Origin of the sequence: Streptomyces pactum (assembly GCF_002005225.1) — a bacterium.
Taxonomy (GTDB): domain Bacteria; phylum Actinomycetota; class Actinomycetes; order Streptomycetales; family Streptomycetaceae; genus Streptomyces; species Streptomyces pactum_A.
Genome location: NZ_CP019724.1, coordinates 5,745,169 through 5,770,893, shown reverse-complemented (window position 1 = coordinate 5,770,893; position 25,725 = coordinate 5,745,169). Strand labels below are relative to the sequence as shown.

21 protein-coding genes and 2 tRNA genes are annotated in these 25,725 nt (G+C 71.0%); 3 read left to right on the top strand and 20 right to left on the bottom strand.

What is annotated here, in order from left to right; translation table 11 throughout:
- Positions 1–32: 32 nt before the first annotated feature.
- The 9 genes from B1H29_RS24615 to leuS all read right to left on the bottom strand — a co-directional run bounded on the left by B1H29_RS24615 (position 33) and on the right by leuS (position 14,298).
- Positions 33–482, bottom strand: a complete 450-nt coding sequence (locus tag B1H29_RS24615) for a hypothetical protein (protein WP_055416866.1) — start codon at positions 480–482, stop codon at positions 33–35.
- Complete coding sequence (locus B1H29_RS24610; RefSeq protein ID WP_055416867.1) at positions 479–2,575, bottom strand: hypothetical protein; 2,097 nt, start codon at positions 2,573–2,575, stop codon at positions 479–481. The genes B1H29_RS24615 and B1H29_RS24610 overlap by 4 nt, the downstream gene beginning before the upstream one ends.
- Entirely contained in the window at positions 2,572–4,488 is a 1,917-nt protein-coding gene (locus B1H29_RS24605; protein WP_055416868.1) for a hypothetical protein, read from the bottom strand. The genes B1H29_RS24610 and B1H29_RS24605 overlap by 4 nt, the downstream gene beginning before the upstream one ends.
- Positions 4,488–5,954, bottom strand: coding sequence for a hypothetical protein (locus B1H29_RS24600; protein ID WP_055416869.1), 1,467 nt, complete (start codon positions 5,952–5,954; stop codon positions 4,488–4,490). The genes B1H29_RS24605 and B1H29_RS24600 overlap by 1 nt, the downstream gene beginning before the upstream one ends.
- The gene (locus tag B1H29_RS24595; protein WP_409350895.1) at positions 5,935–7,938 is read right to left on the bottom strand and encodes a ComEC/Rec2 family competence protein; all 2,004 of its coding nucleotides are present in this window, start codon (positions 7,936–7,938) and stop codon (positions 5,935–5,937) included. Before B1H29_RS24595 ends, B1H29_RS24600 begins: the two co-directional genes overlap by 20 nt.
- A 173-nt stretch (positions 7,939–8,111) precedes the next feature.
- On the bottom strand, positions 8,112–8,918 hold the full coding sequence (locus B1H29_RS40230) for a helix-hairpin-helix domain-containing protein (RefSeq protein ID WP_409350896.1): 807 nt from the start codon (positions 8,916–8,918) through the stop codon (positions 8,112–8,114).
- 626 nt (positions 8,919–9,544) lie between these two features.
- On the bottom strand, positions 9,545–10,390 hold the full coding sequence (locus tag B1H29_RS24580; protein WP_055416872.1) for a DegV family protein: 846 nt from the start codon (positions 10,388–10,390) through the stop codon (positions 9,545–9,547).
- Positions 10,391–10,463: 73 nt separating this feature from the next.
- On the bottom strand, positions 10,464–11,225 hold the full coding sequence (locus B1H29_RS24575; protein WP_055416873.1) for a hypothetical protein: 762 nt from the start codon (positions 11,223–11,225) through the stop codon (positions 10,464–10,466).
- Positions 11,226–11,397: 172 nt separating this feature from the next.
- Entirely contained in the window at positions 11,398–14,298 is a 2,901-nt protein-coding gene (leuS, locus tag B1H29_RS24570) for a leucine--tRNA ligase (RefSeq protein ID WP_055416874.1), read from the bottom strand.
- Positions 14,299–14,825: 527 nt separating this feature from the next.
- On the opposite strand from leuS, the gene B1H29_RS24565 reads away from it, so the two are divergent.
- Positions 14,826–16,079, top strand: coding sequence for a ferric reductase-like transmembrane domain-containing protein (locus B1H29_RS24565; RefSeq protein ID WP_055416875.1), 1,254 nt, complete (start codon positions 14,826–14,828; stop codon positions 16,077–16,079).
- The gene (locus B1H29_RS24560) at positions 16,080–17,693 is read left to right on the top strand and encodes an NADH-quinone oxidoreductase subunit NuoF family protein (protein ID WP_055416876.1); all 1,614 of its coding nucleotides are present in this window, start codon (positions 16,080–16,082) and stop codon (positions 17,691–17,693) included.
- Between the two features lie 55 nt (positions 17,694–17,748).
- Here B1H29_RS24560 and B1H29_RS24555 read toward each other — a convergent pair.
- The 10 genes from B1H29_RS24555 to B1H29_RS24515 form a co-directional block, all read right to left on the bottom strand.
- Positions 17,749–17,821 (bottom strand) — tRNA-Ala (locus B1H29_RS24555).
- Positions 17,822–17,953: 132 nt separating this feature from the next.
- Positions 17,954–18,187, bottom strand: coding sequence for a hypothetical protein (locus tag B1H29_RS24550; RefSeq protein WP_055416877.1), 234 nt, complete (start codon positions 18,185–18,187; stop codon positions 17,954–17,956).
- 3 nt (positions 18,188–18,190) lie between these two features.
- Positions 18,191–18,364 carry a hypothetical protein gene (locus B1H29_RS37590; RefSeq protein ID WP_107095222.1) on the bottom strand — a complete coding sequence of 58 codons (174 nt, stop codon included), beginning with the start codon at positions 18,362–18,364 and terminating at the stop codon, positions 18,191–18,193.
- Between the two features lie 201 nt (positions 18,365–18,565).
- A tRNA-Ala gene (locus tag B1H29_RS24545) sits at positions 18,566–18,638 on the bottom strand.
- A 120-nt stretch (positions 18,639–18,758) separates the two neighbouring features.
- Positions 18,759–19,430, bottom strand: a complete 672-nt coding sequence (locus B1H29_RS24540; protein ID WP_055416878.1) for a histidine phosphatase family protein — start codon at positions 19,428–19,430, stop codon at positions 18,759–18,761.
- On the bottom strand, positions 19,427–19,873 hold the full coding sequence (rsfS, locus tag B1H29_RS24535) for a ribosome silencing factor (RefSeq protein ID WP_055416879.1): 447 nt from the start codon (positions 19,871–19,873) through the stop codon (positions 19,427–19,429). Before rsfS ends, B1H29_RS24540 begins: the two co-directional genes overlap by 4 nt.
- 83 nt (positions 19,874–19,956) lie before the next feature.
- A complete protein-coding gene (locus B1H29_RS24530; protein WP_055416880.1) occupies positions 19,957–21,753 on the bottom strand; it encodes an LCP family protein in 1,797 nt (598 codons plus the stop codon).
- Positions 21,754–21,769: 16 nt separating this feature from the next.
- Positions 21,770–22,492 carry a nicotinate-nucleotide adenylyltransferase gene (gene nadD, locus B1H29_RS24525; protein WP_055416881.1) on the bottom strand — a complete coding sequence of 241 codons (723 nt, stop codon included), beginning with the start codon at positions 22,490–22,492 and terminating at the stop codon, positions 21,770–21,772.
- Positions 22,493–22,550: 58 nt separating this feature from the next.
- A complete protein-coding gene (locus tag B1H29_RS24520; protein WP_079160437.1) occupies positions 22,551–22,718 on the bottom strand; it encodes a hypothetical protein in 168 nt (55 codons plus the stop codon).
- Positions 22,719–22,849: 131 nt separating this feature from the next.
- Positions 22,850–23,011, bottom strand: coding sequence for a hypothetical protein (locus tag B1H29_RS24515; RefSeq protein ID WP_167392556.1), 162 nt, complete (start codon positions 23,009–23,011; stop codon positions 22,850–22,852).
- Positions 23,012–23,170: 159 nt separating this feature from the next.
- On the opposite strand from B1H29_RS24515, the gene B1H29_RS24510 reads away from it, so the two are divergent.
- Positions 23,171–24,370: a M48 family metallopeptidase gene (locus B1H29_RS24510; RefSeq protein WP_055416882.1), complete on the top strand. Its 1,200-nt coding sequence runs from the start codon at positions 23,171–23,173 to the stop codon at positions 24,368–24,370.
- Positions 24,371–24,607: 237 nt separating this feature from the next.
- Here B1H29_RS24510 and B1H29_RS24505 read toward each other — a convergent pair whose 3' ends face one another.
- Complete coding sequence (locus B1H29_RS24505; protein ID WP_055416883.1) at positions 24,608–25,678, bottom strand: hypothetical protein; 1,071 nt, start codon at positions 25,676–25,678, stop codon at positions 24,608–24,610.
- Between the last annotated feature and the right edge of the window lie 47 nt (positions 25,679–25,725).

Sequence of the window (25,725 nt, the reverse complement as noted above, 5' to 3'; positions counted from 1 at the left end):
GGGTGCTGGCGGGGAGTGAGACAGCGCCGCAGTCATTCCCGGGGCTTTCTGCGCTGGGCTCCGATTCCGACGACGACCGTTGCGGGGCGTTCGGTGAGCTCGTCTCGGAGGGCTTCGTTGTCGTGGTGCAGGGCCGCGATGGCGATCGCTGCAGCCTTGAGCTGCCGCTCGAGGCGGGTGCATTCCTTGGTCTTGGCGGTGAGCCTTTTGCGGAGGTCGGTGATGGTCTCGTCGCGTCTGGCTTCACCTGGGGTGGTCTTGCCGTGCTCGGCGATGTGCGCGTCCCAGTCGGTGAGGATGCGGTGAGCTCGGTTCATGGTGGCCCGGCTGACCTGGGCCTCTCGCCAGAGGTTTTCCTTGGTCAGCCTGCCGTCGGTCCTTTCGGGCCGACCGGCGAACAGCCGCTCCATGGCGAGTCTGAGGCTTTGGGCGGTCTTGGGACTCACCTGGTCTTCGAGTGGAGAGGCCGAGTTGCTTGTCATGCCGGTGACTCCTTGGCCATGTCCAGGACAGCTTCGACGCGCTTCACCTCTCGGGTGATCACTTCTTTCCGGCATTTCGGCAGGTTGGGGGTCTGCAGGAGCTTGAGCTGGGTGCGGCGGTGGGAGTCGTGGATGGGGATGTGTTCGATGCCGATCATGCTGTTGCCGCATCGGTCGGGTCGGCAGCGTTCGTCCAGCGGGCCGGTATGACCGTCGGGCACGATCGCGTCCTCAAGACAGACGGCGCCGGCCGGGTTGGTGCCGTCGTAGGTGCAGTTGTTCAGGGTGCCGAAGCGGATAGGGATGCGGGCCTTGCGGAGAAAGTCTTCTTCGACCCGAGCCCCTCCGCCCTTGGCCCGGACGCTGACTGTGACCTGGTCGAAGGCGTCTTTGACCCGTTCGGCGCCAGGACCGAAGCCAATCGGTTTGCCGCTCTTGTGCAGGCTGTAGAGCTCCTTAAGCCTGCGGAACTTGGCGATCTCGATGGAGTCCTTGAGGTGTTCGGCCCAGGAACTGTCCGCGGCCGCGTAAGCGAGGGTGGAGGCGTTGGCGAGGGCTCTGGTGGCGAAGTGTTTGAGCTGCATGCCCAGCGCGATCTCGGAGCCGGCGAACTGGTCGGTGAGCATTGCCATGGTGTGACGGAACATGTGGGGGCGGATGTAGCCGCCCGGGATCTGCTCCAGGCCGGACCAGTCGCGGCCCTGGTTCACGAAGGTGACGAACGCTTCGATCATCTGGACACCGTCGAGGGACTCAGCGTCGTTCTTGCGATGCAGCGGAGCGAAGATCCTTTCGGGGTGTGCGGTGACGGCTTCCGCAACGGTGATGGCTTCGGCAATCGGCTCGGCGATCCACCAGTGCTTGCGGGGCAGGTTGGAGTTGCCCTTGCGGAGAGTCGAGGCGATGGCCGGCGAGTTGTAGTGCTCGACGACGCTTCCTCGGATGATCTCCTGGGCCTCGGAGTCCCGCATCATCGAGAACGCGATGACCAGGATGAATGCGGCGTTTCGCAGCATGATGCGGAGCCGGTGGAGGTCGTAGGGGTCGATGCCCGGGTGCCATGGCCCTCGGGTGCCGTCGGGGCGGGTGATCTCTGCGAGGTTCTCGATAAGACCTTGGTGGGTGACTCGTCCCTCGGCGACGGCTTGGAGGACCTTGGCCCGGCGTCGCGCTGAGGCGACAGCCCCAGGCCTGAACAGACCGCCGTGCCGTTCTGCCTTGACGCCGAGATTCAGGGCCATCAGCCGCCAGTTGACCTCCGGCAACTGTCCGGCCGGCCGGTCGGCTGCGAAGTGGACGGGGATGTTGTTGGCGGGGTCGGCGAGCCAGGTGTCCAGCTCGGCTTCCTTGCCGGCCACCGACGACTGGGCGGTGGCCTGCAGTTCTTGATAGCGCCGGCCCGCGCGAAGAACGTCGCTCGAGAAGACGTGGATGAAAGCCCAGGCCGCTTTGATCAGGGGGAACCAGATCTGCGGCGGGATGACGGGGGTCGAAAGGTCGGTGGCGACGACGTACTCGGACACGGTGCGGGCGCTCTTGCCGGGCCAGAGGTCTTCGGTCGGCCAGGGCAGGCTGAGTGCGGGAGCGATGGCGGTCATCCGCTGCAGCAGGGCAACGTGACTGCAGATCGTGGCAGGCCGGTAAGCCTTGCTGCCCTTCATGCTTTTGATGCGTCGCCGCAGGTCAACAGCTGTCCACTGGTCCGAGTAGCGGGGTAGATCGTTCTCTTCGGCCCAGTCGAGGAGCCCGCGCATGTAGGACATGTTGTTGCTGACGCTGGCCACTTCGGCGCCTTCCGACCCGACGGAGATCCCCGCCTTGAGGACGGCCTCGTGGGTAGGGTTCATCAAGATCATGAGCATTTCGCGGGCCAGCAGGTTCCAGTAGGGGTCGGCGAGCTTCCCGCTGAAGCGCATGCGCCAGGTGCCGACATTCTCGTTCGCAGGACGCCTGATGACCCCGTTGAAATCCCAGATTCCGGTGTCCCCGAAGAGCGGGACGCGGGCGGACTTCAGCAGAGGTCGACCCTGGACAACTGGCTCGTCGACGCGGAAGAGCGGTGCGCGAAGTTGCTGAGGCAGGGTCTGGATCATGAATCGAACTCCGCGTGCGCGACGAGCGGCAGGTCGAGGGACGCCTCGCCGGCCTCGATGTGCTTGCGGGCGATCGCCTTGTCCTCGTCTGATCGGTCGGCAAGAACTGCCCGCAGGTTGACGTAGCTCTGGCCCCAGAGCCGGGTGAAGACCAGTGGCGTCAGTCGCCGTCTCATGCGTTCCAAGTGATCCTGAAATAGCAATAGTTGGGGCAGCTGGCTGGGCATGATCCAGGCGTTTCGGCATTCGAGGCAGCGCAAGGGGGCAACCGCGCAGAGTTCACCGGGCCGGCTGAACGGGGACTCCCAGGGGTTGACGCAGTGGGACAGCCCCATGTCGAGCTGACCCTGCACGATGTCAGAGGCCGTGTCCCCGTCCAGTCCCAGCTGGTGGAGCCGGTCGGAGTCAGTGGCGAGGCCGGCTGCGTCCGGCGAGACCACGGTGGGGCCTTGCGGCTGGTCCACCGCCTTGCCGAACCAGTGATCCTGCGCGGTGGTGATCACCTCGCCGGACAGGATCCGCAGCGTGGTGCCCTGCGCGTAGTGCCCCTTGAACGTCTCCTCAAGGTGGTCGTCGGCCGCCGCGCTGATCCGCCCACCGGTCGCGATGGCCTTCTCCACCTTCGTGGACTTCCTCATGCGTCCGATGTGCGGCTCTCCGGTCACCTTGACGCCGACCGAGTCGAGCCAGGCCACGAACGTGGCGTTAGGAACGGAGAAGTTCCAGTAGTCGAAGGCGAGAACGTCGTCCGGGCGGACCACAGCCCGGACGAACAGCGAGCCGGTCAACTGCGGCGCTCTGGCACGGACTCGTGCGGTGACATCCAGGAGCCGGCGGACCACGGTACTGGTCTCGCGTCGAGGCCGGTCGGTGAACACCTTCTCGCCCTCCTCGTCCTCCGAGGCCGTGGCAGCCGCATCACGGAAGGCTCGGTGGCGAAGCCGCTCGGCCCGGTTCTTCAGCAGCGTCAGCCGCACTCCCTTGGGCAGAAACTCCACGTCGTCCTCACCGAAGCCGGTGACTTCCTCGGCTGCGTGCCCGGTGGTGTCCATCAGCAGGACCCGGAAGGGGTGGAGATCCAGCGTCGTCGGATAGAGCTGTGCGACGAGCCGTCTCGCGAGCTGGCTCGTCGCCGTTCTCGAGGTCACGATGCCGTCCGTGCCGGCCACGAGCGCGCGTAAGTCCTCGGGCCACTGGCTGGGCGTCGGCAGTGCGGCCCGGATATCCGCCGGTTCGACCTGTCCCTGGGACAGCCCCCAGAGCAGGTCAGGGACGTTGGTCCAGCTGCCTTGACGAGGGTCTTGCCCCTGGCTCGCCAGGGCCCACCCGGCCGTCAGGCGCGTCTCCAGAGCACGGATGCAGTTCCAGGCGGCCCGGAGCATCGCCTGCTTGTCAGCCCGGGTGAACTCATCCCTCTCGTTAGACTCGCCCCAGGAGATCAGCATCGGTCCGCGAGCGATGCGGACCAGCACGGGATCGACCGTTCGATCCGCGTGGTCGTCGCGTCGGATGATCAGCGTCCGCAGCGAGCTGGCGAGGTAGCCCGGAGATTTCGACCCGGTCTTGTAGCCCTCCGGCAAGGACCTTTCCCACCGGATCAGAGCGTCCACCAGCTCAGGACTGGCCAGGGTAAGCCCGCGGGCGTCGGCGCCGAAGGCCGTCGTCATGTCCTTGCAGAACCTGTGGATCGCCCGCCGGTAGGCCGGCGCCCAGCCGGTGATCTGCGTTGCGGCGACGTACTCGAGCCACTCGTCCGCGAGCTGTGCAGCAAGCCGAGGGCATCCGTAGTCCGAGGGGTCAATGTGCTGGAAACCGGACTTGTGAGCCATCGCCCTGATGCCCACGCTGCCCGGGCCGACAGGATGTTCCGCCGCCTTGCGGATCGCCTCGGCCTTCCAGGCAGGGTGTCCCATCAGCCCACCTCCGCAGGCTGGCGGGCGGCCCGCATGGCATGCGCGGCGATCTGTGCGTAGGTGGCGTCGTCGTCGCCGACCCAGCCCTTGAACGCGGCCTCGAATTCGTTCACCAGGTCATCCGTGTACTGGAGGTAGGCGTAGGTGGTCTCTGGGCTGGAATGCCCCAGCCTGCGGCTGACGATCAGCAGCGGGTTGTAGCGGATGTGACCGGTCAGGTAGGAGCGGTGCCTCCGGCGGCGGGCAGCAGGGTCCGGTTCCTCGCCGTCCATCTGGTTCTCCAGGTAGGTCAGCATCTGGAGGGCGTAGGTGTGCCGGAGGTCGTGCCATCGCCAGCGCTTCCTGGGCAGGGGAGGTGTCGTCTCGTCCCGCAGATCCTGCATGCGGCGCCAGGCGGCATGGCGGTAGCGCTTCCATGAGTCGGCGCCGGGCATCAGGCCACCGCGGCAGATGAAGACCGTCAGGGCCTCCAGGCCGAACTCGCCTTCACGGACGGTGATCCGCCGCAGGTCGGCATCCATGGCGGACATCTCGTACTCGTGCTCGACGCCGTCGAGGACGCCGCGGACCTGGCCGTCTGCGATCCGTGTCACGACGAACAGGTCCCGGTGCTTGCGCCCCAGGGTCTTGGCCGCCGCCTGGGCGATCTCCTGACGCTCGAGGAGGCAGTAGGTCTCCACCGAGTCAACGGCATCCGACGGGACGTAGACCGTGCGGCTCTTGCCGTATTTGGCGCATGCCTGGACGGTGAACTCGGCTCCGTAGTCCGCACCTTGATCACCAATGCCGAGTTCCGGAAGCAGAACGGTGGCCCATTCCCTCCATCGCGTCCCCGAGCCCAGGGCCAGGTCGGCAGCAGCGCGGTTCCGGTGTGGCGCCGATCCACGGAAGGACCGGTTGACGTGGGTGTTCATCAGCTCGCCCCCGAAACCGACATCCCGGAAGTACCGGAACTGCTCGAAGGTCATGTGGCGGATGTCCATGCCCATGCGGACCCGCGGGCTCAATGCATTCCTGCCGCGGGCCGCCAGCCGAACCGGCCGCCTGACCAGGTGCTTTTCATCGACCAGGTAGCCGTAGAACTGGTCGATCAGCCCGGACTCCTTCGTCCAGGCCGACCCTCCGATCGGCTTCCTCTGCAGCTCGGTCCGCAACTTCCGGTAGGCGACCAGGTCCGACTCCGTAGCGCCCAGCAGGTCACTCCCGCGCTTGGCCTGGTGCCGATCCACCCGGGTGAGGATTCGCCCGTAATCCCTCATCGTGGATGCCTCAAGATCGGCGTACGACATCGACCGGGCCCACGAGTTCAGAGGCTCGATGGGCATCATCGACTCGTCGTCGAGGTAAATCGGGGTGCCATCGGAGATCGCCCGTCGCTCCAGAAGCGCGGCCGCTTCCGCTCCGGACAGGACATCACTCACCAGATACCGCTGGACCAGTGCTGCATCAACCGAGAACAGGTGCACCTGGTCCTCCGCCCGTATGAGTTAGGAGACGAGGTGTACCAGCGATCAACCTGCCTGCCAGGCGATCTTCATTACCCCGAGCGATGCGTAATGAGACAGATCTGAAAAGCCCCAAGAAGAAGTGGGTCAGCACCACGAGCGGGACCCGGGTGATGCCGAGCGAGCGCAGGCAGTGGTCGACCAGCGCCGGGTCGGGCCCGGTGTCCACCACGACGCCCGCGCCCTCACCCGCCGCGAGCACCATGGCGTCGCCCTGGCCCACGTCGCACATCACCATCCGCCAGCCCGGCGGAGGCCACCCCGTGATCACCCGGGCCAGTGGCGGCGGCCGCACCACCGCCAGCACCAGCAGCACCGCGCACACACCGCACCACCAGGGATGCCGCAGCAACCGCCGGCCGACGAGCAGTACGCCCAGCGTGACGAGGGCGAGCAGCGCCGCCCCGGTCCAGTCGCCCGGCCAGTCCACTCCCGCGCCGGGCAGCGCGGCCCCCGTGCGGGCGATCCCCGCGATCCACTCGGCCGGCCAGCCCCCGCACCAGGCCAGCCCCTTGGCCACCGGCATCGCCACCGGCGCCGTGGCCAGCGCCGCGAAGCCCAGCACCGTGGCCGGCGCGACCGCGAACTCCGCGAGCAGGTTGCACGGCACCCCCACCAGACTCACCCGCGCCGACAGCACGGCGACGACCGGCGCGCACAGGGCCTGCGCCGCACACGCGGCTGCCAGCGCCTCGGCGAGCCGCGGCGGGACCCCGCGCCGTTGCAACGCCGCGCTCCACCGCGGGGCGAGCGTGAGCAGCGCGCCGGTGGCCAGCACGGAGAGCAGGAAGCCGTAACTGCGGGCCAGCCCCGGGTCGTACAGCACCAGGAGCAGCACGGCCGTCGCCAGCGCCGGCAGCAGCGATCTGCGCCGTCCGGTGGCCAGGGCGAGCAGGGCGACGGCCCCGCAGGCGGCCGCCCGCAGCACGCTCGGGTCGGGCCGGCAGACGACAACGAAGCCGAGGGCGAGCACCCCGCCGAGCAACGCGGTCGTCCGCAGGGAGATACCGAGACGGGGAGCCAGGCCCCGGCGCTCGCTGCGCTGGGCCAGCCCGGGCGGTCCGAGCAGCAGGGCGAGCACGATCGTGAAGTTGGCTCCGGACACGGCCAGCGTGTGCGCGAGGTCGGTCTCCTTGAACGCCTCCTCCAGCTCCGGCGTGATCCGCGAGGTGTCCCCGACGACCAGGCCCGGCAGCAGCGCCCGCGCGTCCTCCGGCAGCCCGTCGGTGGCCTCCCGCAGCCCGGCCCGCAGCCGTCCCGCGAACCGCTGGGCGCCCGACGGCCGGGCCACCACCTCCGGCGCTCCCCGGCCGCCCCGCACGCGCAGCACGGCCGCGATCCGGTCCCCGCTCGCCCTCGGGGGCGCCGCCCGGGCGGTGACGCGGAGCCTGGTGGTCGGCAGCAGCGCCAGCCAGTGCGGGGCGCCGGGCCCCGCACGGGTGAGCCGCGAATCGGCCGAGGCGTCCCCGGCCGGGTGGGTCCCGTCTTCCCGGCCCACGTCGACGAGCACCAGCACCGGCGTCCGGGTGGTCACAGCCGTCCCGCCCGCCTCCCTCACCCGTCGCACGTCGGCTTCGATCAGCACGGTGGGCGGCACTGCCCGGTTTCCCCGGACGCGGGTCCGGGTGAGGCGGGGATCGGCGGTGACCTCCACCTCGGCGGTGACGGTGGCGTACTGCCGCGCCAGCGCCGGCACGGGCCCCCGGCGCAGGTCCGCGCCGTGCAGTGCGGCCGAGGTGGCCGACGCGGCGACGCAGAGGAGCAGGGCGGCGACCGTCGCCCGGGGCCGTCCGTGCGGTGCCCGGCGCCTTTGTGCCCTCAGCAGCAGGCCGGCCAGGGCCAGAGCGCCGACCACGCCGCCCGGAGCCCACCCGGTCGGCACGTCCGGCATCAGCGCCGCCGTCGCCCAGGCAGCGAGCGCGGGCGGCACCAGCCGCAGGTCCACGGGCCCGTCCTGCCGGGGGTGGGCCGCCCCGAGCCGATGACCGGAAGCGGCGTGCACGGCTGCGCGCGGAAGCCCCGTGCGGCCACGGGGCTCCCCCGGCCCGCTCGGCCGACCCGTCTCCGTCCTCGGCTCCGTCCTCGGCTCCGTCCTCGGCTCCGTCCTCGGTTCCGTACTCATGGCCGCACGAGGTCGCGCAGGTCGGCGAAGCGGCGCTCGCCGATGCCGTTCACCTCGCGCAGTTCGTCCACCGAGCGGAAACCGCCGTGCTGGGTGCGGTAGTCGATGATGTGCCCGGCCAGCACGGGGCCGACGCCCGGCAGGGTGTCGAGCTGGTCGGCCGTCGCCGTGTTGAGGGAGACCGGGGCCGCGGGAGCGGCTCCCGCGGCCGGCCCGCCCGAGCCGCCTGCGACGATGCCGCCCGGGCCGGGCGGCGTGCCCGGCGTCGCAGCGCCGACGATCACCTGCTCGCCGTCCACCAGGAAGCGCGCCTGGTTCAGCCCGTCGGTCTTGGTCCCGGATCGCACACCTCCCGCGGCTCGCAGGGCGTCCGCGACGCGTGACCCTGCCGGAAGGCGGTGGATTCCGGGCTTGCGGACCTTGCCGCCGACGTCCACGACGATCTCGGCCCCGGCCGTGGCCGTGGCCGTGGCCGTGGCTTTGGCCTTGGCCTCGGGCGCGCCGGTGGCGGAACCGCCCCCTGCCGCCTCGTCGCCTCCCCCTGCGCCGTATGCCGCCGCCTCCCGCACCATCTCGGGTGCCGGCACGGGCTGGGTGCGACCGGTCCAGAAGTGCTGCGCGGCGACGACCGCGGCGACGACCAGCAGCACCGTGAGCGCGGCCACGCTGCGCCGCTCCAACCCGCACCTCGTCTGCAGCCACAACGGCATCCGCTCCCGGAGCGCCTGCCCGGCTCGCTCCCGCCAGGGCAACGCGGCGCCCTCCGCAACGACCGGCGCCGCTCCCTCCCCTGCCTCGTCCACCCCGCCTGCTTCCGCAGCCTCCCCTTCCGCCTCTTCCCCCTCGTTCCTCCGAGCCGCGCCACCGTCTCCCGGTCCCCGCGGGTGCTCGGGCCGGCGGGTCCAGGACGGCGGCGGCCCCTTCCCCGACTCGCCCCGCTGTCCGGCGTGTTCGGCACGTCCGGCGCGCCCCGTGGGTCCAACGCGATCGCCATGTCCGGCCTGCTCGGTGTACCCGGCGGGTTCCGTGTGCTCGCTGTACCCGGTGGCTTCGGTCTGCCCAGCGTGCTCGGGATACCCGGCATGCTCCAGGTACCCGGTGTGACCGGTATGCCCGGTATGACCGGTGTGACCGGTGAAGAGCGCCTCCGCGCGTCGGCGGAGCTCCTCTCCCGGCGCATGACGGCGGTCGTGCCGTGCCCGGCCGAGGGACCGGGAGCGGGGCGCGCGGTGATGGCGGAGCCGGCCGTCGGAGGCCGGGGCCCGGCCCGGGCCGCTGGTCGCGGTCGCTGTGCGTGAGCGTGATCGAAGAGCCATGCGACGAGGATCGGACACCTCGGCACACCCGCGACGATCATGCTCGATTCCCGGGGACTACCCGCGGGTTGTGGAAAACTCCGCCCCCCGCCCGGGTGACGCGCGACGGCCCGTCACCGCGACGAGACCACAACCCCCAGCAGCCCGGGCCCCGTATGCGCCCCGATCACCGCGCCGACCTCGCTCACATGCAGGTCGGCCAGCCCGGGCACCCGGTCTCTCAGGCGGTCCGCCAGGGCCGACGCCCGGTCGGGGGCGGCGAGATGGTGGACGGCGATGTCGACGGGTGCGCTGCCCGCGCGGTCGGCGACGATCTCCTCCAGCCGGGCGATGGCCTTGGACGCCGTCCGGACCTTCTCCAGGGGCTCGATGCGGCCGCCGTCCAGCTTCAGCAGCGGTTTCACCGCGAGCGCGGAACCGAACAGCGCCTGGGCCGCCCCGATCCGGCCGCCGCGGCGCAGATAGTCGAGGGTGTCGACGTAGAAGTAGGCAGAGGTGGCAGCGGCGCGCTTCTCCGCGGCCGTGACGGCCTCGTCCACCGTGCCGCCCGCCTCCGCCGCCTCCGCCGCGGCGAGCGCGCAGAATCCGAGGGCCATCGCGATCATCCCGGTGTCCACGACGCGCACCGGTACCGGCGCGTCCCGCGCCGCGACGACGGCCGCGTCGTGCGTACCGGAGAGTTCGGCGGAGAGGTGGAGGGAGACGATGCCGTCGACGCCCGGCCCGGCGATCCTGCGGTAGGTCTCCGCGAAGAGTGCGGGGCTGGGGCGGGAGGTGGTGACCGGCCGCCGTTTCTGCAGGGCCTGGGCCAGCGAGCGGGTCGAGATTTCGGTGCCCTCCTCCAGCGCCCGGTCGCCCAGGACGACGGTCAGGGGGACCGCGGTGATGCCGTGCCGCTCCATCGTCCGGGCCGGGAGGTAGGCCGTTGAATCCGTGACGATAGCGACATGGCGGGACATGAGCTGGAGGTTACCTGGCGTAGCGCCCATACGGCAGCCCGGCCCCGACGACCGGGCGTTCACAGGGTCGTGGTCAGGTCGTGTTCTCCGGCCGGGCCTTCTTCTGCCAGGGATAGACGGGGCTCGGGCCGGGCGGAGTGATGGCGGGCCGCGCGGATTCCTCCGCCGGCTCCTGTCGGGAGGGCCGCGGGGTCTGCGAGGGCTGCGGGGTCTCCGGCCAACTCTGCCGGGCGGCCGGGGCGTCGGTGGCCGGCGCCTCGGGCCAGGGCGGCGGAGCGGCGGCGGGTTCCGTCTCCGTCCAGTGCCGCAGGGCACCGGCCTCGACGTCGATCTGCGCGCTCAGCGAGTCCAGCTCGTCGTCCGCGAAGCGGCGGGCCCGGTCACGGGCCGCCCAGCGCAGGGACTCCGCGGACCGCGTGATGCGCTCGGTGCGCTCGCGCAGCGCCGGGAGGAGCGTGGCGAGGGTGGCGCGGTCCGGCTCGGACTCCAGCCGTCTGAGCTCGGCGTCGAGTTCGAACCCGTGCGCGCTGAGCCGCTCGAAGAGGGCGAGGGACTCCTTGAGGGACTCGTCTTCGGCCACGCCCGCGTGCAGCGCGTCCTGCGTGGCCCGCATCGACGTGCGCAGCGTCAGCCGCAGTTGCGCGAGCTCGCTAGCCGGCCCCACCTGGACGAGGGACTTGGCTCGCAGTGTGTGGTCCTCGACCGTGCGGCGGGCCTGGGTGATCCCGCGGTCCACGGTGCGCTTGGCCGCGCCGACGGCCTTCACCGTGGCGTAGACACCCAGCACGAGGGCGAGCACGAAGAGCAGGGCGAATACCGTGATCACCGCTTCCACGAAGCTCCTCCTCCGAGTGTCCGGCCCGCGCACCGGCGGGCCACGGCGCACTCCGCGCCGCTCTTCCACGGTAAACGCAGCGGGCAGGCCCAGGGTTCCGACAGAACCCCGAACCTGCCCTCAGTGGGCCCCGGGCTCCCCGTAGGGGATGACCCGGAGGGCCCGGTCCCGCCTAGGCGGGGACGATGTTCACCAGCTTCGGCGCCCGCACGATCACCTTGCGGATCCCGGCCCCGCCCAGCGCGGCCACGACCTTCTCGTCGGCCAGCGCCGCCTTCTCCAGGTCGTCCTCGGAGATGGACGGGGCGACCTCCAGCCGCGCCTTGACCTTGCCCTTGATCTGCACGACGCAGGTCACGGTCTCGTCGACGACGTAGGCCGGGTCGGCGACCGGGAAGTCCTGGTGGACGACCGAGTCCGGGTGCCCCAGCTTGCGCCACAGCTCCTCGGCGACGTGCGGGGCCAGCGGCGCGACCAGCAGCACCAGCCGCTCGGCGACCGACCGGGGAACCACGCCGCCCACCTTCGTCAGGTGGTTGTTCAGCTCGGTGACCTTGGCGATGGCGGTGTTGAACCGCATGCCTTCCAGGTCCTGCCGTACGCCGTCGATGGCCTTGTGCAGGGCGCGCAGGGTGTCCGCGTCGACGTCGGCGTCCGCGACGTCCGCGACCGTCACCTCGCCGGTGTTCTCGTCGACGACGTTGCGCCACAGCCGCTGCAGCAGCCGGAACTGGCCCACCACCGCGCGCGTGTCCCACGGCCGGGAGACGTCCAGCGGGCCCATCGCCATCTCGTACAGGCGCAGGGTGTCGGCGCCGTACTCGGCGCAGATCTCGTCGGGGGTGACCGCGTTCTTCAGGGACTTGCCCATCTTGCCCAGCAGCCGGGAGACCTTCTCGCCCTGGTAGTAGTACGCGCCGTCGCGCTCCTCCACCTCGGCGGCCGGCACCGCGATGCCGCGGCTGTCCCGGTAGACGTAGGCCTGGATCATGCCCTGGTTGAACAGCTTGTGGAACGGCTCGGCCGAGGAGACGTGCCCCAGGTCGAACAGGACCTTCGACCAGAAGCGCGCGTACAGCAGGTGCAGCACGGCGTGCTCGGCGCCGCCGACGTACAGGTCGACGCCGCCGTGCGGCATGCCCTCGCGCGGGCCCATCCAGTACTGCTCGATCTCCGGGTCGACCAGCCGCTCGCCGTTGTGCGGGTCCAGGTAGCGCAGTTCGTACCAGCAGGAGCCCGCCCAGTTGGGCATGGTGTTGGTCTCGCGGCGGAACCGGCGGGGGCCGCGGCCGTCGCCCAGGTCCAGGGTGACGTTCACCCAGTCCTCGTTGCGCGACAGCGGCGTCTCGGGCCGCGTGTCCGCGTCGTCCGGGTCGAAGGTGCGCGGGGAGTAGTCCTCGACCTCGGGCAGCTCCAGCGGCAGCATCGACTCGGGCAGGGCGTGGGCGATGCCGTCCTCGTCGTAGACGATCGGGAAGGGCTCGCCCCAGTAGCGCTGGCGGCTGAACAGCCAGTCGCGCAGGCGGAAGTTGACGGTGCCCTCGCCGGCGCCGGTGCGCTCCAGCCACTCGGTGATGCGCTCCTTGGCCTCGACGACGGGCAGGCCGTCCAGGCTGATCTCGTCGTTCGACGAGTTCATGATCTTCGCGTCGTACGACCCGAAGGCGTCCTCCCACGTGGCCGGGTCGGTGCCCCGGCCGTCGGTCGGCTCGACGATGCAGCGGATCGGCAGCTCGAAGGCGCGGGCGAACTCGAAGTCGCGCTGGTCACCGGCCGGGACGGCCATGATCGCGCCGGTGCCGTAGCCCATCAGCACGTAGTCGGCGATGAAGACCGGGACCTGCTCGCCGTTGACCGGGTTGGTCGCGTAGGCGCCGATGAAGACGCCGGTCTTGTCCTTGGCCTCGGCCTGCCGCTCGACGTCGGACTTGGACGCGGCCTGCGCGCGGTACGCCGCGACGGCCTCGGTCGGGGTCGCGTGACCGCCGGTCCACACCTCGTGCGTGCCCTCGGGCCAGGCGGCCGGGGTGAACTTCTCGACCAGCGGGTGCTCGGGCGCCAGCACCATGTACGTCGCACCGAACAGGGTGTCCTGGCGGGTGGTGAAGACGGTGATGTTCTCGCCGTCGACGGGGAAGTCGACGCGGGCACCCTCGGAGCGGCCGATCCAGTTGCGCTGCTGCAGCTTGATGGCCTCGGGCCAGTCCAGCTCGTCCAGGTCGTCCAGCAGCCGGTCGGCGTAGGCGGTGATGCGCATGTTCCACTGGCGCAGCTTGGACTTGAAGACGGGGAAGTTGCCGCGCTCGGAGCGGCCGTCGGCGGTGACCTCCTCGTTGGCCAGCACGGTGCCCAGGCCGGGGCACCAGTTGACGGGCGCGTCGGAGGCGTAGGCCAGACGGAACCCGCCCAGCACGTCGGCGCGCTCGGCGTCGCTCAGGGCGCTCCACGCGCGCCCGGGGTGGCCCGGGACCGCCCGCTCACCGGACTCGAACTGGGCGACCAGGTCGGTGATCGGGCGGGCCTTCCCCGCCTCGTCGTCGTACCAGGAGTTGAAGATCTGCAGGAAGATCCACTGGGTCCACTTGTAGTACTCGGGGTCGATCGTGGCGAACGACCGGCGCTTGTCGTGGCCCAGACCCAGCCGGCGCAGTTGGCTCTGCATGTTCTTCATGTTGGCCTCGGTGGACACGCGCGGGTGCGTGCCGGTCTGCACGGCGTACTGCTCCGCGGGCAGGCCGAAGGCGTCGAAGCCCAGGGTGTGCAGGACGTTGTGGCCGGTCATCCGCTGGAAGCGGGCGAAGACGTCGGTGGCGATGTACCCCAGGGGGTGGCCGACGTGCAGGCCCGCACCGGAGGGGTACGGGAACATGTCCATGATGAACTTCTTGGGCTTGGCGACCAGCTCCGGGTCGCCCGCCAGGTCACCCTTGGGGTTCGGCGCGGCGTACGTCTCCTCGGCGTCCCAGAAGTCCTGCCAGCGTGCCTCGATCTCGGCGGCCATGGCAGCCGTGTAGCGGTGCGGCGCGGCGTCCGCCGACACAGGGGCGGTCGCCGCGGGGTTCGTCTCGCTCATGATCCTCAAAGCTCCATCGATCGTCTCTGCCAGCGGCTGCGACCTTCAAGACCAGCGGCTGCGGATGCCGGGAAATGAAAAATCCCCTCGCACAGGAGGGGACGCCGCGCCGATTCCGGCCACCGGACTACGACCGGGGTCGGGACTGATCAGCGCGGCTCGCTAAGCAGAAGGCGTACGGCACGCATGGCGTCAGGGTACCGCAGTCGCCGATCGGGCCGCGACGGGACTTCCGGCCACCCGCCCGGCCCGCCGGCCCGCACCGCACGGCCGACAAAACCTGAACCAAGGTCAAAGGTTACTTCGCGTACCGACTGCTAAGGGACATCACTACGGGCACATTGTCATTTGATAACAACGCAATAACTCAAACCTCGTACCCGCGGGTATGGCGCCACTTAGAGTGCGACAGCGGGACCGCTTTTCCCGAACCGCTCCGGAGTTGCCCCCATGAACCCTCCCCTGATCCACGCCCGCAGCGACAGCTCGCCCCCTCCCCTCGCGTCCGCGACGTGGGGAGGTCTGCCGTGGTGACGAACGACAGCACGGCGGACGACACCTTCGCGCAGTTCCTCGACTTCGGCGCCGGCGTCCTCTCCCTCGTCTTCCTGAGCTGCTCGGTGATCTGGGGACTCGTCGCCCAGGACCGGATCGTCCTCGACACCCGCCAGCGAATCCTGGCCCAGGCGGTGCACCGGATCACCGCGGTCGCCTCGGTGGTGTTCCTGCTGGTGCACATCGGGGTGAAGCTGGCACTGGAGCACACCACCTGGGTCGCCGCGGTGGTTCCGTTCGGACTGCTGGCCACGGACGACGAGTCGTTCGGCGGCCGGGGCGTCCTCATCGGCTTCGGCACCCTGGCCAGCATGCTCATGATCTTCGTGGGCGTCACCGGCGCCCTGCGCAACCGCTTCGCGTCCGCGTCCCCCGTGGCCGCCCGCTGGCGGGCCATGCACATGCTGGCCTACCCGGCGTGGTGCCTGGCCCTGCTGCACGGGCTCTACGCGGGTCGCGCGGCGAAGCCGGTCTTCCTGGTCCTGTACGGCCTGTCCGTGCTCGGCGTCATGGCGGCCCTGGCCCTGCGCGCGGCGCCCCGCCCGGTCAAGCGCAGGGTCGCCTACAGGATCGCCGGGTTCCTCGGGACCGGGGAGGGGATGGCCCGCGAGGAACTGGAGGAGAGCCGGACCCGGACGACGGCCTCGTCCGCACTGCCGGGCTACGAGAGCGCCGGGGCGTCGCGGCCGCGCGGCGCGTCCCCGTCCGCGCCCCTGTACGAGCCCGCGGAGCGCCTCGCACCCCCGGAGCCCCCGGGCGGCTTCGCGGCCGCCTACCGCGCCGTGTCCGGCTCCTCCGGCGCGCGCCGCAGGCCGCTGACGGCCGAGACGACCGCGTCCACCCGGTTGCCGCCGGACATGCGGCCCACCGAGTCGATGCCCCTCGCGGACGGCGGCGGCAGCACCTCGGGCAACTGGCCCATCCCCTCACCGCCACCGGTCGGTGAGGCACCCCCGTCGGCCTACGACCCGCTCAACGACACCGGACACACCATCCCGGTCTACGGCAATACGGACGCCTCGGGCTACGGCTCGAGTGACGTGTACGACACCAATGAGACGAACACCGTCTACGACACGTACTACCCGAACGACACGTACAACAGCGGTCCCGCCACTGAAACAACCCCCGGTGCGTCCCGGGGCTCGTCGCCCTACGACGCGTCCTACGACTTCGACGCACCGGGTTCGGGCGAACCTTGGAACACGCCTTCCGGAGGCTTTTAAGTGAACGAGGCCCTGCCCGACGTCCCCGAAGTCCGCGTGGTCGGCCTCCCCCAGCTCACGTCGGGCTTCGACCTTGTCGAGCGCCTGGATCTGCCCATGCACCTCAAGGTGCACGGGCCGCTCGAACCGCTGGGCGGCGAACAGCTCGCGCAGCTCTCCGAACGCATCAATCTGAAGGGCCGCGGCGGCGCGGGCTTCCCCTTCCACAAAAAGCTGCGCTCGGTGGCCGAGGCGGCGATCAAGCGCGGCGTACGGCCGGTCGTGGTCGTCAACGGCAGCGAGGACGAGCCGGCCTGCCGCAAGGACACGGTACTCATCAACCGCGCCCCGCACCTGATCCTGGACGGTGCGCTGCTGTGCGCCGAGGCCATGGGTGCCCGCACCCTCGTCATCGGCGTCACCCGTGAGTCCACGCAGCGCTCCATGGAAGCCGCCCTCGCCGAACGCGGCCTGAACAACGGGCGCCGCTCCGCCCTGCGCGCGCGCGTGCAGCGCAACCCGGTCCGCATGGTCACCGGCGCGGCGGCCTCACTGGTCCGCTCCATCGACGGCGGTCCGGCGATCCCGCCCGGCCGCAAGATCAGCGCCTCCAGGAGCGGCGTCGGCGGCGCGCCGACCCTGCTGTCCAACGCGGAGACGTTCGCCCAGCTCGCGATCGCCGCCCGCATCGGCCCGGAGCGCTACGGCAACACCGGCCTGTACGACGAGCCGGGCACCGTCATGCTCACCGTCTCCGGCGCGGTGGCCCGCCCCATGGTCATCGAGGTGCCCACGGGCGTGCCGCTGCGCTACGTCCTCCAGCTCGCCGGCGCCCCGCCGGTGCCGCAGGGCGTGCTGACCGGCGGCTACCACGGCAAGTGGATCGACGCGGCGACCGTCGACGAGGCGATCGTCTCCCGCAACTCCCTGCAGCAGGTGGGCGGCTCGCTGGGCGCGGGCGCGATCCTGCCGATCAGTCAGGACACCTGCCCGCTGGGCGAGTCGCTGCGGGTGGCGCAATGGCTGGCGGAGGAGAGCGCGGGCCAGTGCGGCCCCTGCTACCTGGGGCTGCCGGCCGCCGCGCGCGGCCTGGAGGACATCCTGAACGGTGGCGGCCCGGCCGCCCTGGAGGCCGTCAAGCAGGTGGCGCGGAACGTGAAGCGGCGCGGCGCCTGCTCGCACCCGGACGGCTCGGCGATGTTCCTCGAGTCGACCGTCAAGGCGTTCACGGACGATCTCGCCGCCCATGTCCTCGGCAACGGCTGCGGACGGCCCGTGGAGGGCGTTCTGCCGCTCTTCGAGGGGGGCAAGGCACCCACGGGCATCCCGGGGGGCGGCGGGGAGGAGAACGGCCCCAGTCGCCAGAAGATCTACGTCGACTGGACGCTGTGCCGGGGGCACGGCCTGTGCGCGGACATCCTCCCGGAGGTCTTCCAGCTCGGCGCCGACGGCTTCCCGACCGTCGCCCAGGCCGACGTACCCCGCTTCGCGGAGGCCAAGGCGGTCCGCGCGGTACGCCGCTGCCCGGCGCTCGCCCTGCGCATCGAGGAGGACACCCGCGGGCAGGCACCGTCCTCGCGCACCAATCTGCCGGTCCTGTCCCAGGGCCGTGGCCGCCGGGCACTGGGCCGCTGAGCCGAGCACGAGGAAACCCCCGGATCGATGATCCGGGGGTTTCCTCGTGTTCCTGTGGAGCTAAGGAGAATTGAACTCCTGACCTCCTGCATGCCATGCAGGCGCTCTACCAACTGAGCTATAGCCCCTTGCTGTCCGCCGCCCGGTTTCCCCGGCGGCGACGCCAACATTACACGGTCGACCGGGCGCAACACCAAATCGTTTCCAGTTTGCCCGCTTTGCCCCTTGCGCGGACCGCCGCGCCGTGACGACTCGGGCCGCTACGCCGTGACGAACGAATAGAACCGCTTGAGTGTGCAGTGCTCCTCGAGGAGCCGGCCGTAGATCGGCTCACCCTCGAGTTCGCGGTACGTCTCGATCGGGTCGCCTTTTATGATCAGCGCCCGCGCGCACTCCTCGCACCAGTACTGGTAGTCCGGATTGACCGGCTCCATGTCCCGCACGATCGGGGTGCCCCTGCCGCACCAGTCGCACTTCCGCCTGTGTGCACCCATCGATCAGCTCCAGCTGTGGCCGCAGGCCGTGCACACGTACGAGATTCCGCCGTTGTCGCCGAGGACTTGGGCCACGTGCCCGGAACCGCAGGAAGGGCAGCTCAGGCGGGTGACCGTGTTCCGTGTCACCGCTCCGCCGAGGAGGTGACCGACCTCCTCGAGGATGCTCGCAGGCATCGCCACTCCCTCCCGTCGGGCCGCGGTCCCCTTCCGGCCGTTTGATTCTGCCACGACCGGGCCAATACGGTCAGCGACGCCTCAGTACCAGTCCGGACACGGAGTCCCATCCGGGTATACGCCTGTGGGACTCCTGTTGCTCAAGCGGGCGCGAACGAAAAATCCCGCCCCCCGAGGGGGACGGGATTCGTCCGTGGGCTGTGGAGCTAAGGAGAATTGAACTCCTGACCTCCTGCATGCCATGCAGGCGCTCTACCAACTGAGCTATAGCCCCTGGTCCCACGCGGCCGGGCCGCATGGTCTTTCGCTCCGCTCGGCGGGGCGAACAAGAAGAACTTTAGCCTGCGACCTGCCGGAAAGTGAAATCCGGGTACCGGGCCCGGCCGGCCGCGCCTCAGTCGTCGTCGCCGAGCACCGGTTCCGGCAGCGTGCCGGCGTTGTGCTCCAGCAGACGCCAGCCGCGGGCGCCTTCGCCCAGGACGGACCAGCAGCAGTTGGTGAGGCCGCCGAGGCTCTCCCAACTGTGTGGTTCCAGCCCGAGCAGACGGCCGATGGTGGTGCGGATCGTGCCGCCGTGGCTGACCACGACGAGGGTGCCGTCCTCGGCGAGCTTCTCGGCGTGCCGGAGCACCACGGGGGCGGCCCGGTCGGCCACCTCGGTCTCCAGCTCGCCGCCGCCGCGGCGGACCGGCTCGCCGCGCTTCCACGCCGCGTACTCCTCGCCGTGCCGGGCGATGATCTCGTCGTGGGTCAGCCCCTGCCAGACGCCCGCGTAGGTCTCCCGCAGGCCCTCCTCCAGGGTCACCTCCAGGCCGGTGAGCGCGGCCAGCTCGGCGGCCGTGCTCGCGGCCCGCGCGAGGTCGGAGGCGACGATGGCGTCGGGGCGCAGGCCGACCAGCAGCCGGGCGGCGCGGCGGGCCTGGGCGACACCGGTCTCGGTGAGCCCGACGTCCGTGGTGCCCTGGAAGCGGCGCTCCACGTTCCACGAGGTCTGGCCGTGCCGCCACAGGATGAGGCGCCGGCCGCGGCCCGGCTGCCCGGCCGTCACCTCGCCGGTGGCGCTCATCGCCAGTCCCCGTCGGTCTCCGTCGCCTCCTCGGCGGCCCGGAGCCTGGCGTGCTCCTCCGACTTGCCGCGGGTCTCCTTGGCGTCGGCGGGCAGCTCCAGCTCGGGGCAGTCCTTCCACAGCCGCTCCAGGGCGTAGAAGACACGCTCCTCGCTGTGCTGGACGTGGACGACGATGTCGACGTAGTCGAGCAGGACCCAGCGGGCCTCGCGGTCGCCCTCACGGCGTACCGGCTTGGCGCCGAGTTCCTTGCTGAGCCGCTCCTCGATCTCGTCGACGATCGACTTGACCTGGCGGTCGTTGGGCGCGGAGGCCAGCAGGAAGGCGTCCGTGATCGACAGCACGTCGCTGACGTCGTAGGCGATGATGTCGTGCGCGAGCTTGTCGGCCGCCGCCTGCGCGGCGGTGTTGATGAGTTCGATGGAGCGGTCGGTCGCGGTCACTGCCTGGCTTTCGGATCGGCGGTCGGTTGACCTCAAGGGTCTCACGACCGCCGACGGCAGCCCACGTGATAATCGCCCGCCCGCTACGACGCCGGTTCGTAGTCCTGGCCGAGCACCACCGAGACCCTCGCGTTCGCGGAGACCTCGCCCTGGGTGACGGAGTCGGTGGACAGGCCCAGCGTCTTGGCGACCTGGACGGCGCTCTCCTTGTCCGCGGCCTCGGCGTAGACCACCTTCGACGTCGCCTCGGTGCCGGACGCGGTGCCGCCCGACAGGAAGGTGAAGCCGCCGTTGAGGAGGACCACGCGGGCCTTGCCGGTGCGGTCCTCGACGCCGGTGGCGTTGCGGACCCAGACGCTGACGGCGGCGTCCTTGTCGGGGCTCTTGGCGGTACCGCCGAGGATGTCCTTGACCACGCCGTCACCGGCCTCGGCGCTGAGCCTTCCGTCCTCCTGGACGGGCAGCAGCGCGGTCTTGAAGTCGCCGCCCTTGGCGAGGTCGGAGAGCCCGGCGAGGAAGGAGCCGAGGTCCTTCTCGGTCAGCGGCGGGTCGAGGATCAGCCCGAGGGTCTGGACGGTGGTCGTCGCGCCCGCGGGGTCCGAGGAGAGCTTGCGCAGCACCCCCTGCATGACCTGCCCGAACCGCTGGAGCTGGGCGTTCGCCTCCTCACCGGAGCCGCGGTATGTGGCGTAGGCGACGGCCATCTTGCCGCTGAGGGTCTGGCCCTCGCCCTCGCGTACGAGGGGCGCGGCGCCCTTGTCCTTGGCCTCCGGGTCGGGGACGTCGGTGTCGGTGTCCACCTCGATGTTGCCGACCAGGTCGACGAGGATCTGGAGGTAGGGCGTGTCCAGGCGCCAGGTGCCCTCGATGTCGGTGCCGAGGACCGAGTCGAGCGCGGTCCTGGTCGCGTCGGGGCCGTCCTCGTCGACGGAGTCGGCGAGCGTGGTGGTGCTGCCGTCGTCGCCGGTCAGGGCGAGGGAGTTGGGCACCAGTACGGCGGTGCCCTGCTTGGTGGTGGTGTTGTCCACGAGCAGCGCGGTGGAGGTGCCGCCGCCCTTGGTGTCGTGCAGGTGGACGGCGATCACGTCGCGCTTCTGGGCGCCCGCCGCCGTCGTGCCCCCCGTCTTGTCGTCCGAGGAGGACAGGCCGGGCAGCTTTCCGGCGTACCAGAGGTAGCCGACACCGCCGACCGCGACCAGTGCCAGGACGACCACGAGGGCGACCACACGCGCGCGTGCGCGCCGCCGGGCCTCCTCGCGGCGCTCGGTGCGGTTCTCCGTGAACTTCATCCAGTCGATGACGTCCTCGGAGTCGTCGGTCGGCTCCTCGACGAAGGCGAACTGCTCGGTGTGGTACTCCCGGTCGGCTTCGGGGGCCCGCGCGGGCGCTTCCGTCTCCGGTTCCCCGGGCGGGCCCGCCTGCTGCGGGATGTAGGCGGTCTGCTCGGCTACCCGGGGCTGCCGGCCGCTGGTGGCCGCCTGCCCGTACGGGTCGTACGAGGGCTGGGGCTGCGCGTGCGTGCCGGAGGCGTAGCCGTCGTAGGCGTCGTAACCGGGGGCGGGCTGCTGCGAGCCGGTGTCGTAGCCGGCCTGGGAGCCGTAGCCGTCATAGGCCTCGTACGACTGCGGGGCGGGCTGCTGCCCGCCCGTGCCGTACGGGTCGTAGCCGTAGCCCTGCTGTCCGTACTGCTGACCCTGCTGGTGCTGCTGACCCTGCTGGTGCTGCTGCTGGGCGTACGGGTCGTACGCCTGCTGCCCGCCGGGCTGGGCCGGGGCCGGGCCCTGGGCCTGGCGGTACACCGGCCGGCCGTACTCGTCGTAGCCGACGAGTTCGTACTGGTCGCCGCCGTCGCCGTAGCCCGCGTCGTATCCGTCGTTCACCGGTGCCCCTCTCGGCTCAGTCGCCGCGGTACAGCTCGCGTTTGTCGATGTAGCGCACGACCCCGTCCGGCACCAGATACCAGACGGGGTCGCCCTTGGCGACTCTCGCACGGCAGTCCGTGGAGGAGATGGCGAGGGCGGGGACCTCGACGAGCGAGACGCCGCCCTTGGGGAGCCCGGCGTCCGTCAGCGTGTGGCCGGGCCGGGTGACGCCGATGAAGTGCGCCAGGGAGAACAGCTCCTCGCTGTCGCGCCAGGTGAGGATCTGGGCGAGGGCGTCGGCGCCGGTGATGAAGAACAGGTCGGCGTCCGGGTTGAGCTCGCGCAGGTCGCGCAGGGTGTCCACGGTGTAGGTGGGACCGCCGCGGTCGATGTCGATACGGCTCACCGAGAACTGCGGGTTCTCGACGGTCGCCACGACCGTCATCAGATAACGGTCCTCGGCCGCGGAGACCGTGCGGTGGCTCTTCTGCCACGGCTGCCCGGTGGGCACGAACACCACCTCGTCGAGGTGGAACTGCGCGGCGACCTCACTGGCCGCCACGAGGTGCCCGTGGTGGATCGGGTCGAAGGTGCCGCCCATGACGCCGAGGCGGCGCTTGCCCGACGGCGACGGGCCGTTGCCCCGGCGGGCGGCGCGGGCGGGCACCGCGCGGTTCTGCGTGCCACGCGCCGGCGCGTGCGCCGTGTCGTGCGCCGTTTCGTGCGCCGGACCGGTAGGCATGTCCTGCTCTCCCATGCGTGCAGACCCTACCGGCCCGGTCCGAGGGCTCCTGCCGGGCCCACGGCCCCCGCGCTCAGCGGTCGCGGTTGAACCGGGTGGTGATCCACAGCAGGAGCATCAGGATGACGAACGCGCCGATGCCGGTGACGTAGGGGCTGAGACTCTCGTGGTTGCCGCCGTGCTCCTCGCCACCCTCGGAAGCGAGGGTCACGAACTGGGCAGCGGTGCTGTGGAAGCTCATCTTCGGCAGGACCTATCCGGTGTGGGCGGAATAAAGACGTCGGCTCATCGTATGCGGGCGCCTCACGGGCGATCACGCCGACTCCGCCGTTGGGGACGGGCCGAGGGGGTCCGGGGAACCTTCGGATCTCCTCAGTCGTCCTTCCGCTTGTACCCCCGCAGCAGGAACCACGCGGTCAGCACACAGCCCAGCACCATCACGATCAGCACGACCCGGAGCAGATTCCCCGCCCCTTGCTGCTCGGCCGCCGTCGCCGCGGCGGCGAGCCAGTCGGTGTGGGGGGTGTGCGTCATGACGTGGACTCCTTCGTTGCACTGCCCGTCCACGGTATCTCCGCCTAGGCTGGGCTCGGCTTCGGGGGCGCAAAGGGCCGCACAAGGGTTCACAAAGGGCCGGACACACGCACGGGCCACACAGACGCACAGGCCACACACACGCACATGGGGGAAGACATGTCCGACGGCCACCAGCACAACGGGCACGAGAACGTGCCGAGCAGGCAGCGCAGGCGCTTCCCCGGAATCTCCTCGCGTGCGTACGAGCACCCGGCCGACCGGTCCGCCCTGGTGGCGCTGCGCAAACTGACCGGTTTCGACACGGTCTTCAAGGCACTGAGCGGCCTGCTGCCCGAGCGGAGCCTGAGGCTGCTGTTCCTGTCCGACTCGGTACGGGTCTCGGACCGGCAGTTCGCCCATCTGAACGTCATGCTGCGCGACGCCTGCTACATCCTGGACCTCGAGAAGGTCCCGCCGATGTACGTCAACCAGGACCCGACTCCGAACGCGATGTGCATCGGCCTGGACGAGCCGATCATCGTCGTCACCACGGGCCTGGTCGAGCTGCTGGACGAGGAGGAGATGCGGGCGGTCGTCGGGCACGAGGTCGGACACGCGCTGTCCGGACACTCGGTCTACCGGACCATCCTGCTCTTCCTGACGTCCCTCGCGGTCCGGGTCGCCTGGATCCCGCTGGGCAACCTGGCGATCATGGCGATCGTGACCGCGCTGCGCGAGTGGTTCCGCAAGTCGGAGCTGTCCGCGGACCGGGCGGGTCTGCTGGTGGGCCAGGACCTCCAGGCCTCGATGCGCGGTCTGATGAAGATCGCGGGCGGCAACCACCTGCACGAGATGAACGTGGACGCGTTCCTGGAGCAGGCCGACGAGTACGAGGCCGGAGGCGACCTGCGCGACTCCGTGCTGAAGATCCTCAACGTGCTGCCCCGCTCACACCCCTTCACCACGGTGCGGGCCGCCGAGCTGAAGAAGTGGGCCGCGTCCCGGGACTACCAGCGGATCATGGACGGCCACTACCCGCGGCGCGACGAGGACAAGGACACCTCGGTCCGGGACTCCTTCCGCGAGTCGGCGTCCAGCTACGCCACCCACGTGCGCGGCTCCAAGGACCCGCTGATGAAGCTGGTGAACGACATCGCGGGCGGCGCCGGTGACCTCGGCGACCGGATGCGGCGGGGCTTCGGCGGCTTCACGACCTCCCAGCCGAGGCCGCCCAAGGACGCGGACGGAACCGAGGGAACGAACGGGGCCGAGGGGCAGCCGGGCGGCGGGTCCGACGGACCGGGCGGAGCCGGCGGGCCGGAGGGTACGGGCGGCCCGGACGCTCCGGACGACCGCCCGCCGCGCGACGGCGCCTGAGCCTCCGGCAGGCGGCTGCACGACGGCGTGCGGCCTGCGGCAGGCGGCTGCACGGCGGCGTGCGGCCTGCGTCACCGGCCGTACCGGGGCGCGGCCGGCGTCATCGGCACTCGCGCAGGTACGGGTCCGCTCGCCCCACCGCGCCGGTACGCGCCACCCGCGTCCGGCGGGGCGGCCCGCCTACACCCCGCCTCCGGACGGACGGGCGGCCCCGCGCCTCGCCCTCGCCCTCGCCCGTCACACCTTCGGCTGGGCGTCGGCCGCGAGGGTGCCGCACAGGGCCGTGGCGTTGTCCGTGCTGTAGGGGTCGGTGCCGGCGGGGGCGCCGTCCCGGGCCGTCTGGCCCGCGAGCAGCGGGCGGAGGTGGCTCGCCGAGTCGTCGGCGCAGGAGAGCGGCCCGGCCTGGACGTAGGCGGCGACGAGCTGTGTCTGGTGCAGCCGCAGGTCGTCCCGGTCGAAGCGGAAGTGCAGCTCCCGCCGGACGGTGAACAGCGACGCCTCGGCCCCCTCGTCGCCGGCCGGCCGCAGCGGGTACACCATGGTGTGGTCGGCCGAGACCTCCAGCGTGGACGCGTCGCCCTCCACCGCCCGCAGGCTGCCGCTCACCCGTATCTCGGCGTCGGCCAGCTCGGCACGGGCCGGGTCGAAGCGGACCAGCCATCCGGTGGGCGCGTGCCGGCCGTCCGCGGTGGGCCTGTCGAAGCTCTCGTCGAACTGGTCGAGCTGGTCCGGGTCCAGCAGCACCCGCACCGAGCGGGCCTCCCCGCCGCCGAGCACGTCCCGGTCGAACGCCGAGCGGTCGATGTAGTTCTTGGCGGTGGTCAGCGCGGTCAGCACCTGCTCGTCCGAGAAGTGCGCCGTGCGGCGGTGGACCGGCAGCGGGACGCCCTCGGCGGCGGAGCGGAAGTGCGCGGCGGGGCTGCGTTCGTACAGGTACGCGGCGTCGTCGGCGCCGGGCACCCTGCCCTCGGGGGCGAGCGGGACGACGGTCATCCGCACCGGCTCCGCGGCCCGCTGCGCGTCGGGGCTCTGGTAAGGGTGCCGTACGCCCATGTAGATGGCGGTGCCGAAGGCGACGGCGATCAGCATGACGAGGACGAGTGCCTGCCGGGACAGTCCGGCCCGGCGCAGTGCCGTACGGCGGCGTACGGCGGGCGTGTGGTCGGCGATGCGCTCCTGGGCGGAGAACTCCTGGAGGCGGGCAGCGCGGACGAACGACTCGTCGAAGACGACGGATCGGTACTCGTCCTCTCCGCCTCCGGGGGCACCGTCGGGCGTCCCACCGGGCGGATCGCCAAGCCCTGCCATACCTTCAGGGTAGGTCTGCGAAAGGTCGCGTAAACGCGACGGCGCAG

Coding starts and splice junctions, on each gene's coding strand:
- B1H29_RS24515 (WP_167392556.1), bottom strand. CDS start 23,011: ATGACGCACACCCCCCACACCGACTGGCTCGCCGCCGCGGCGACGGCG.
- B1H29_RS24520 (WP_079160437.1), bottom strand. CDS start 22,718: ATGAGCTTCCACAGCACCGCTGCCCAGTTCGTGACCCTCGCTTCCGAG.
- B1H29_RS24505 (WP_055416883.1), bottom strand. CDS start 25,678: ATGGCAGGGCTTGGCGATCCGCCCGGTGGGACGCCCGACGGTGCCCCC.
- B1H29_RS24610 (WP_055416867.1), bottom strand. CDS start 2,575: ATGATCCAGACCCTGCCTCAGCAACTTCGCGCACCGCTCTTCCGCGTC.
- leuS (WP_055416874.1), bottom strand. CDS start 14,298: ATGAGCGAGACGAACCCCGCGGCGACCGCCCCTGTGTCGGCGGACGCC.
- nadD (WP_055416881.1), bottom strand. CDS start 22,492: ATGGGAGAGCAGGACATGCCTACCGGTCCGGCGCACGAAACGGCGCAC.
- B1H29_RS24580 (WP_055416872.1), bottom strand. CDS start 10,390: ATGTCCCGCCATGTCGCTATCGTCACGGATTCAACGGCCTACCTCCCG.
- B1H29_RS24605 (WP_055416868.1), bottom strand. CDS start 4,488: ATGGGACACCCTGCCTGGAAGGCCGAGGCGATCCGCAAGGCGGCGGAA.
- B1H29_RS24550 (WP_055416877.1), bottom strand. CDS start 18,187: ATGGGTGCACACAGGCGGAAGTGCGACTGGTGCGGCAGGGGCACCCCG.
- B1H29_RS37590 (WP_107095222.1), bottom strand. CDS start 18,364: ATGCCTGCGAGCATCCTCGAGGAGGTCGGTCACCTCCTCGGCGGAGCG.
- B1H29_RS24540 (WP_055416878.1), bottom strand. CDS start 19,430: ATGAGCGCCACCGGCGAGGTGACGGCCGGGCAGCCGGGCCGCGGCCGG.
- B1H29_RS24615 (WP_055416866.1), bottom strand. CDS start 482: ATGACAAGCAACTCGGCCTCTCCACTCGAAGACCAGGTGAGTCCCAAG.
- B1H29_RS24510 (WP_055416882.1), top strand. CDS start 23,171: ATGTCCGACGGCCACCAGCACAACGGGCACGAGAACGTGCCGAGCAGG.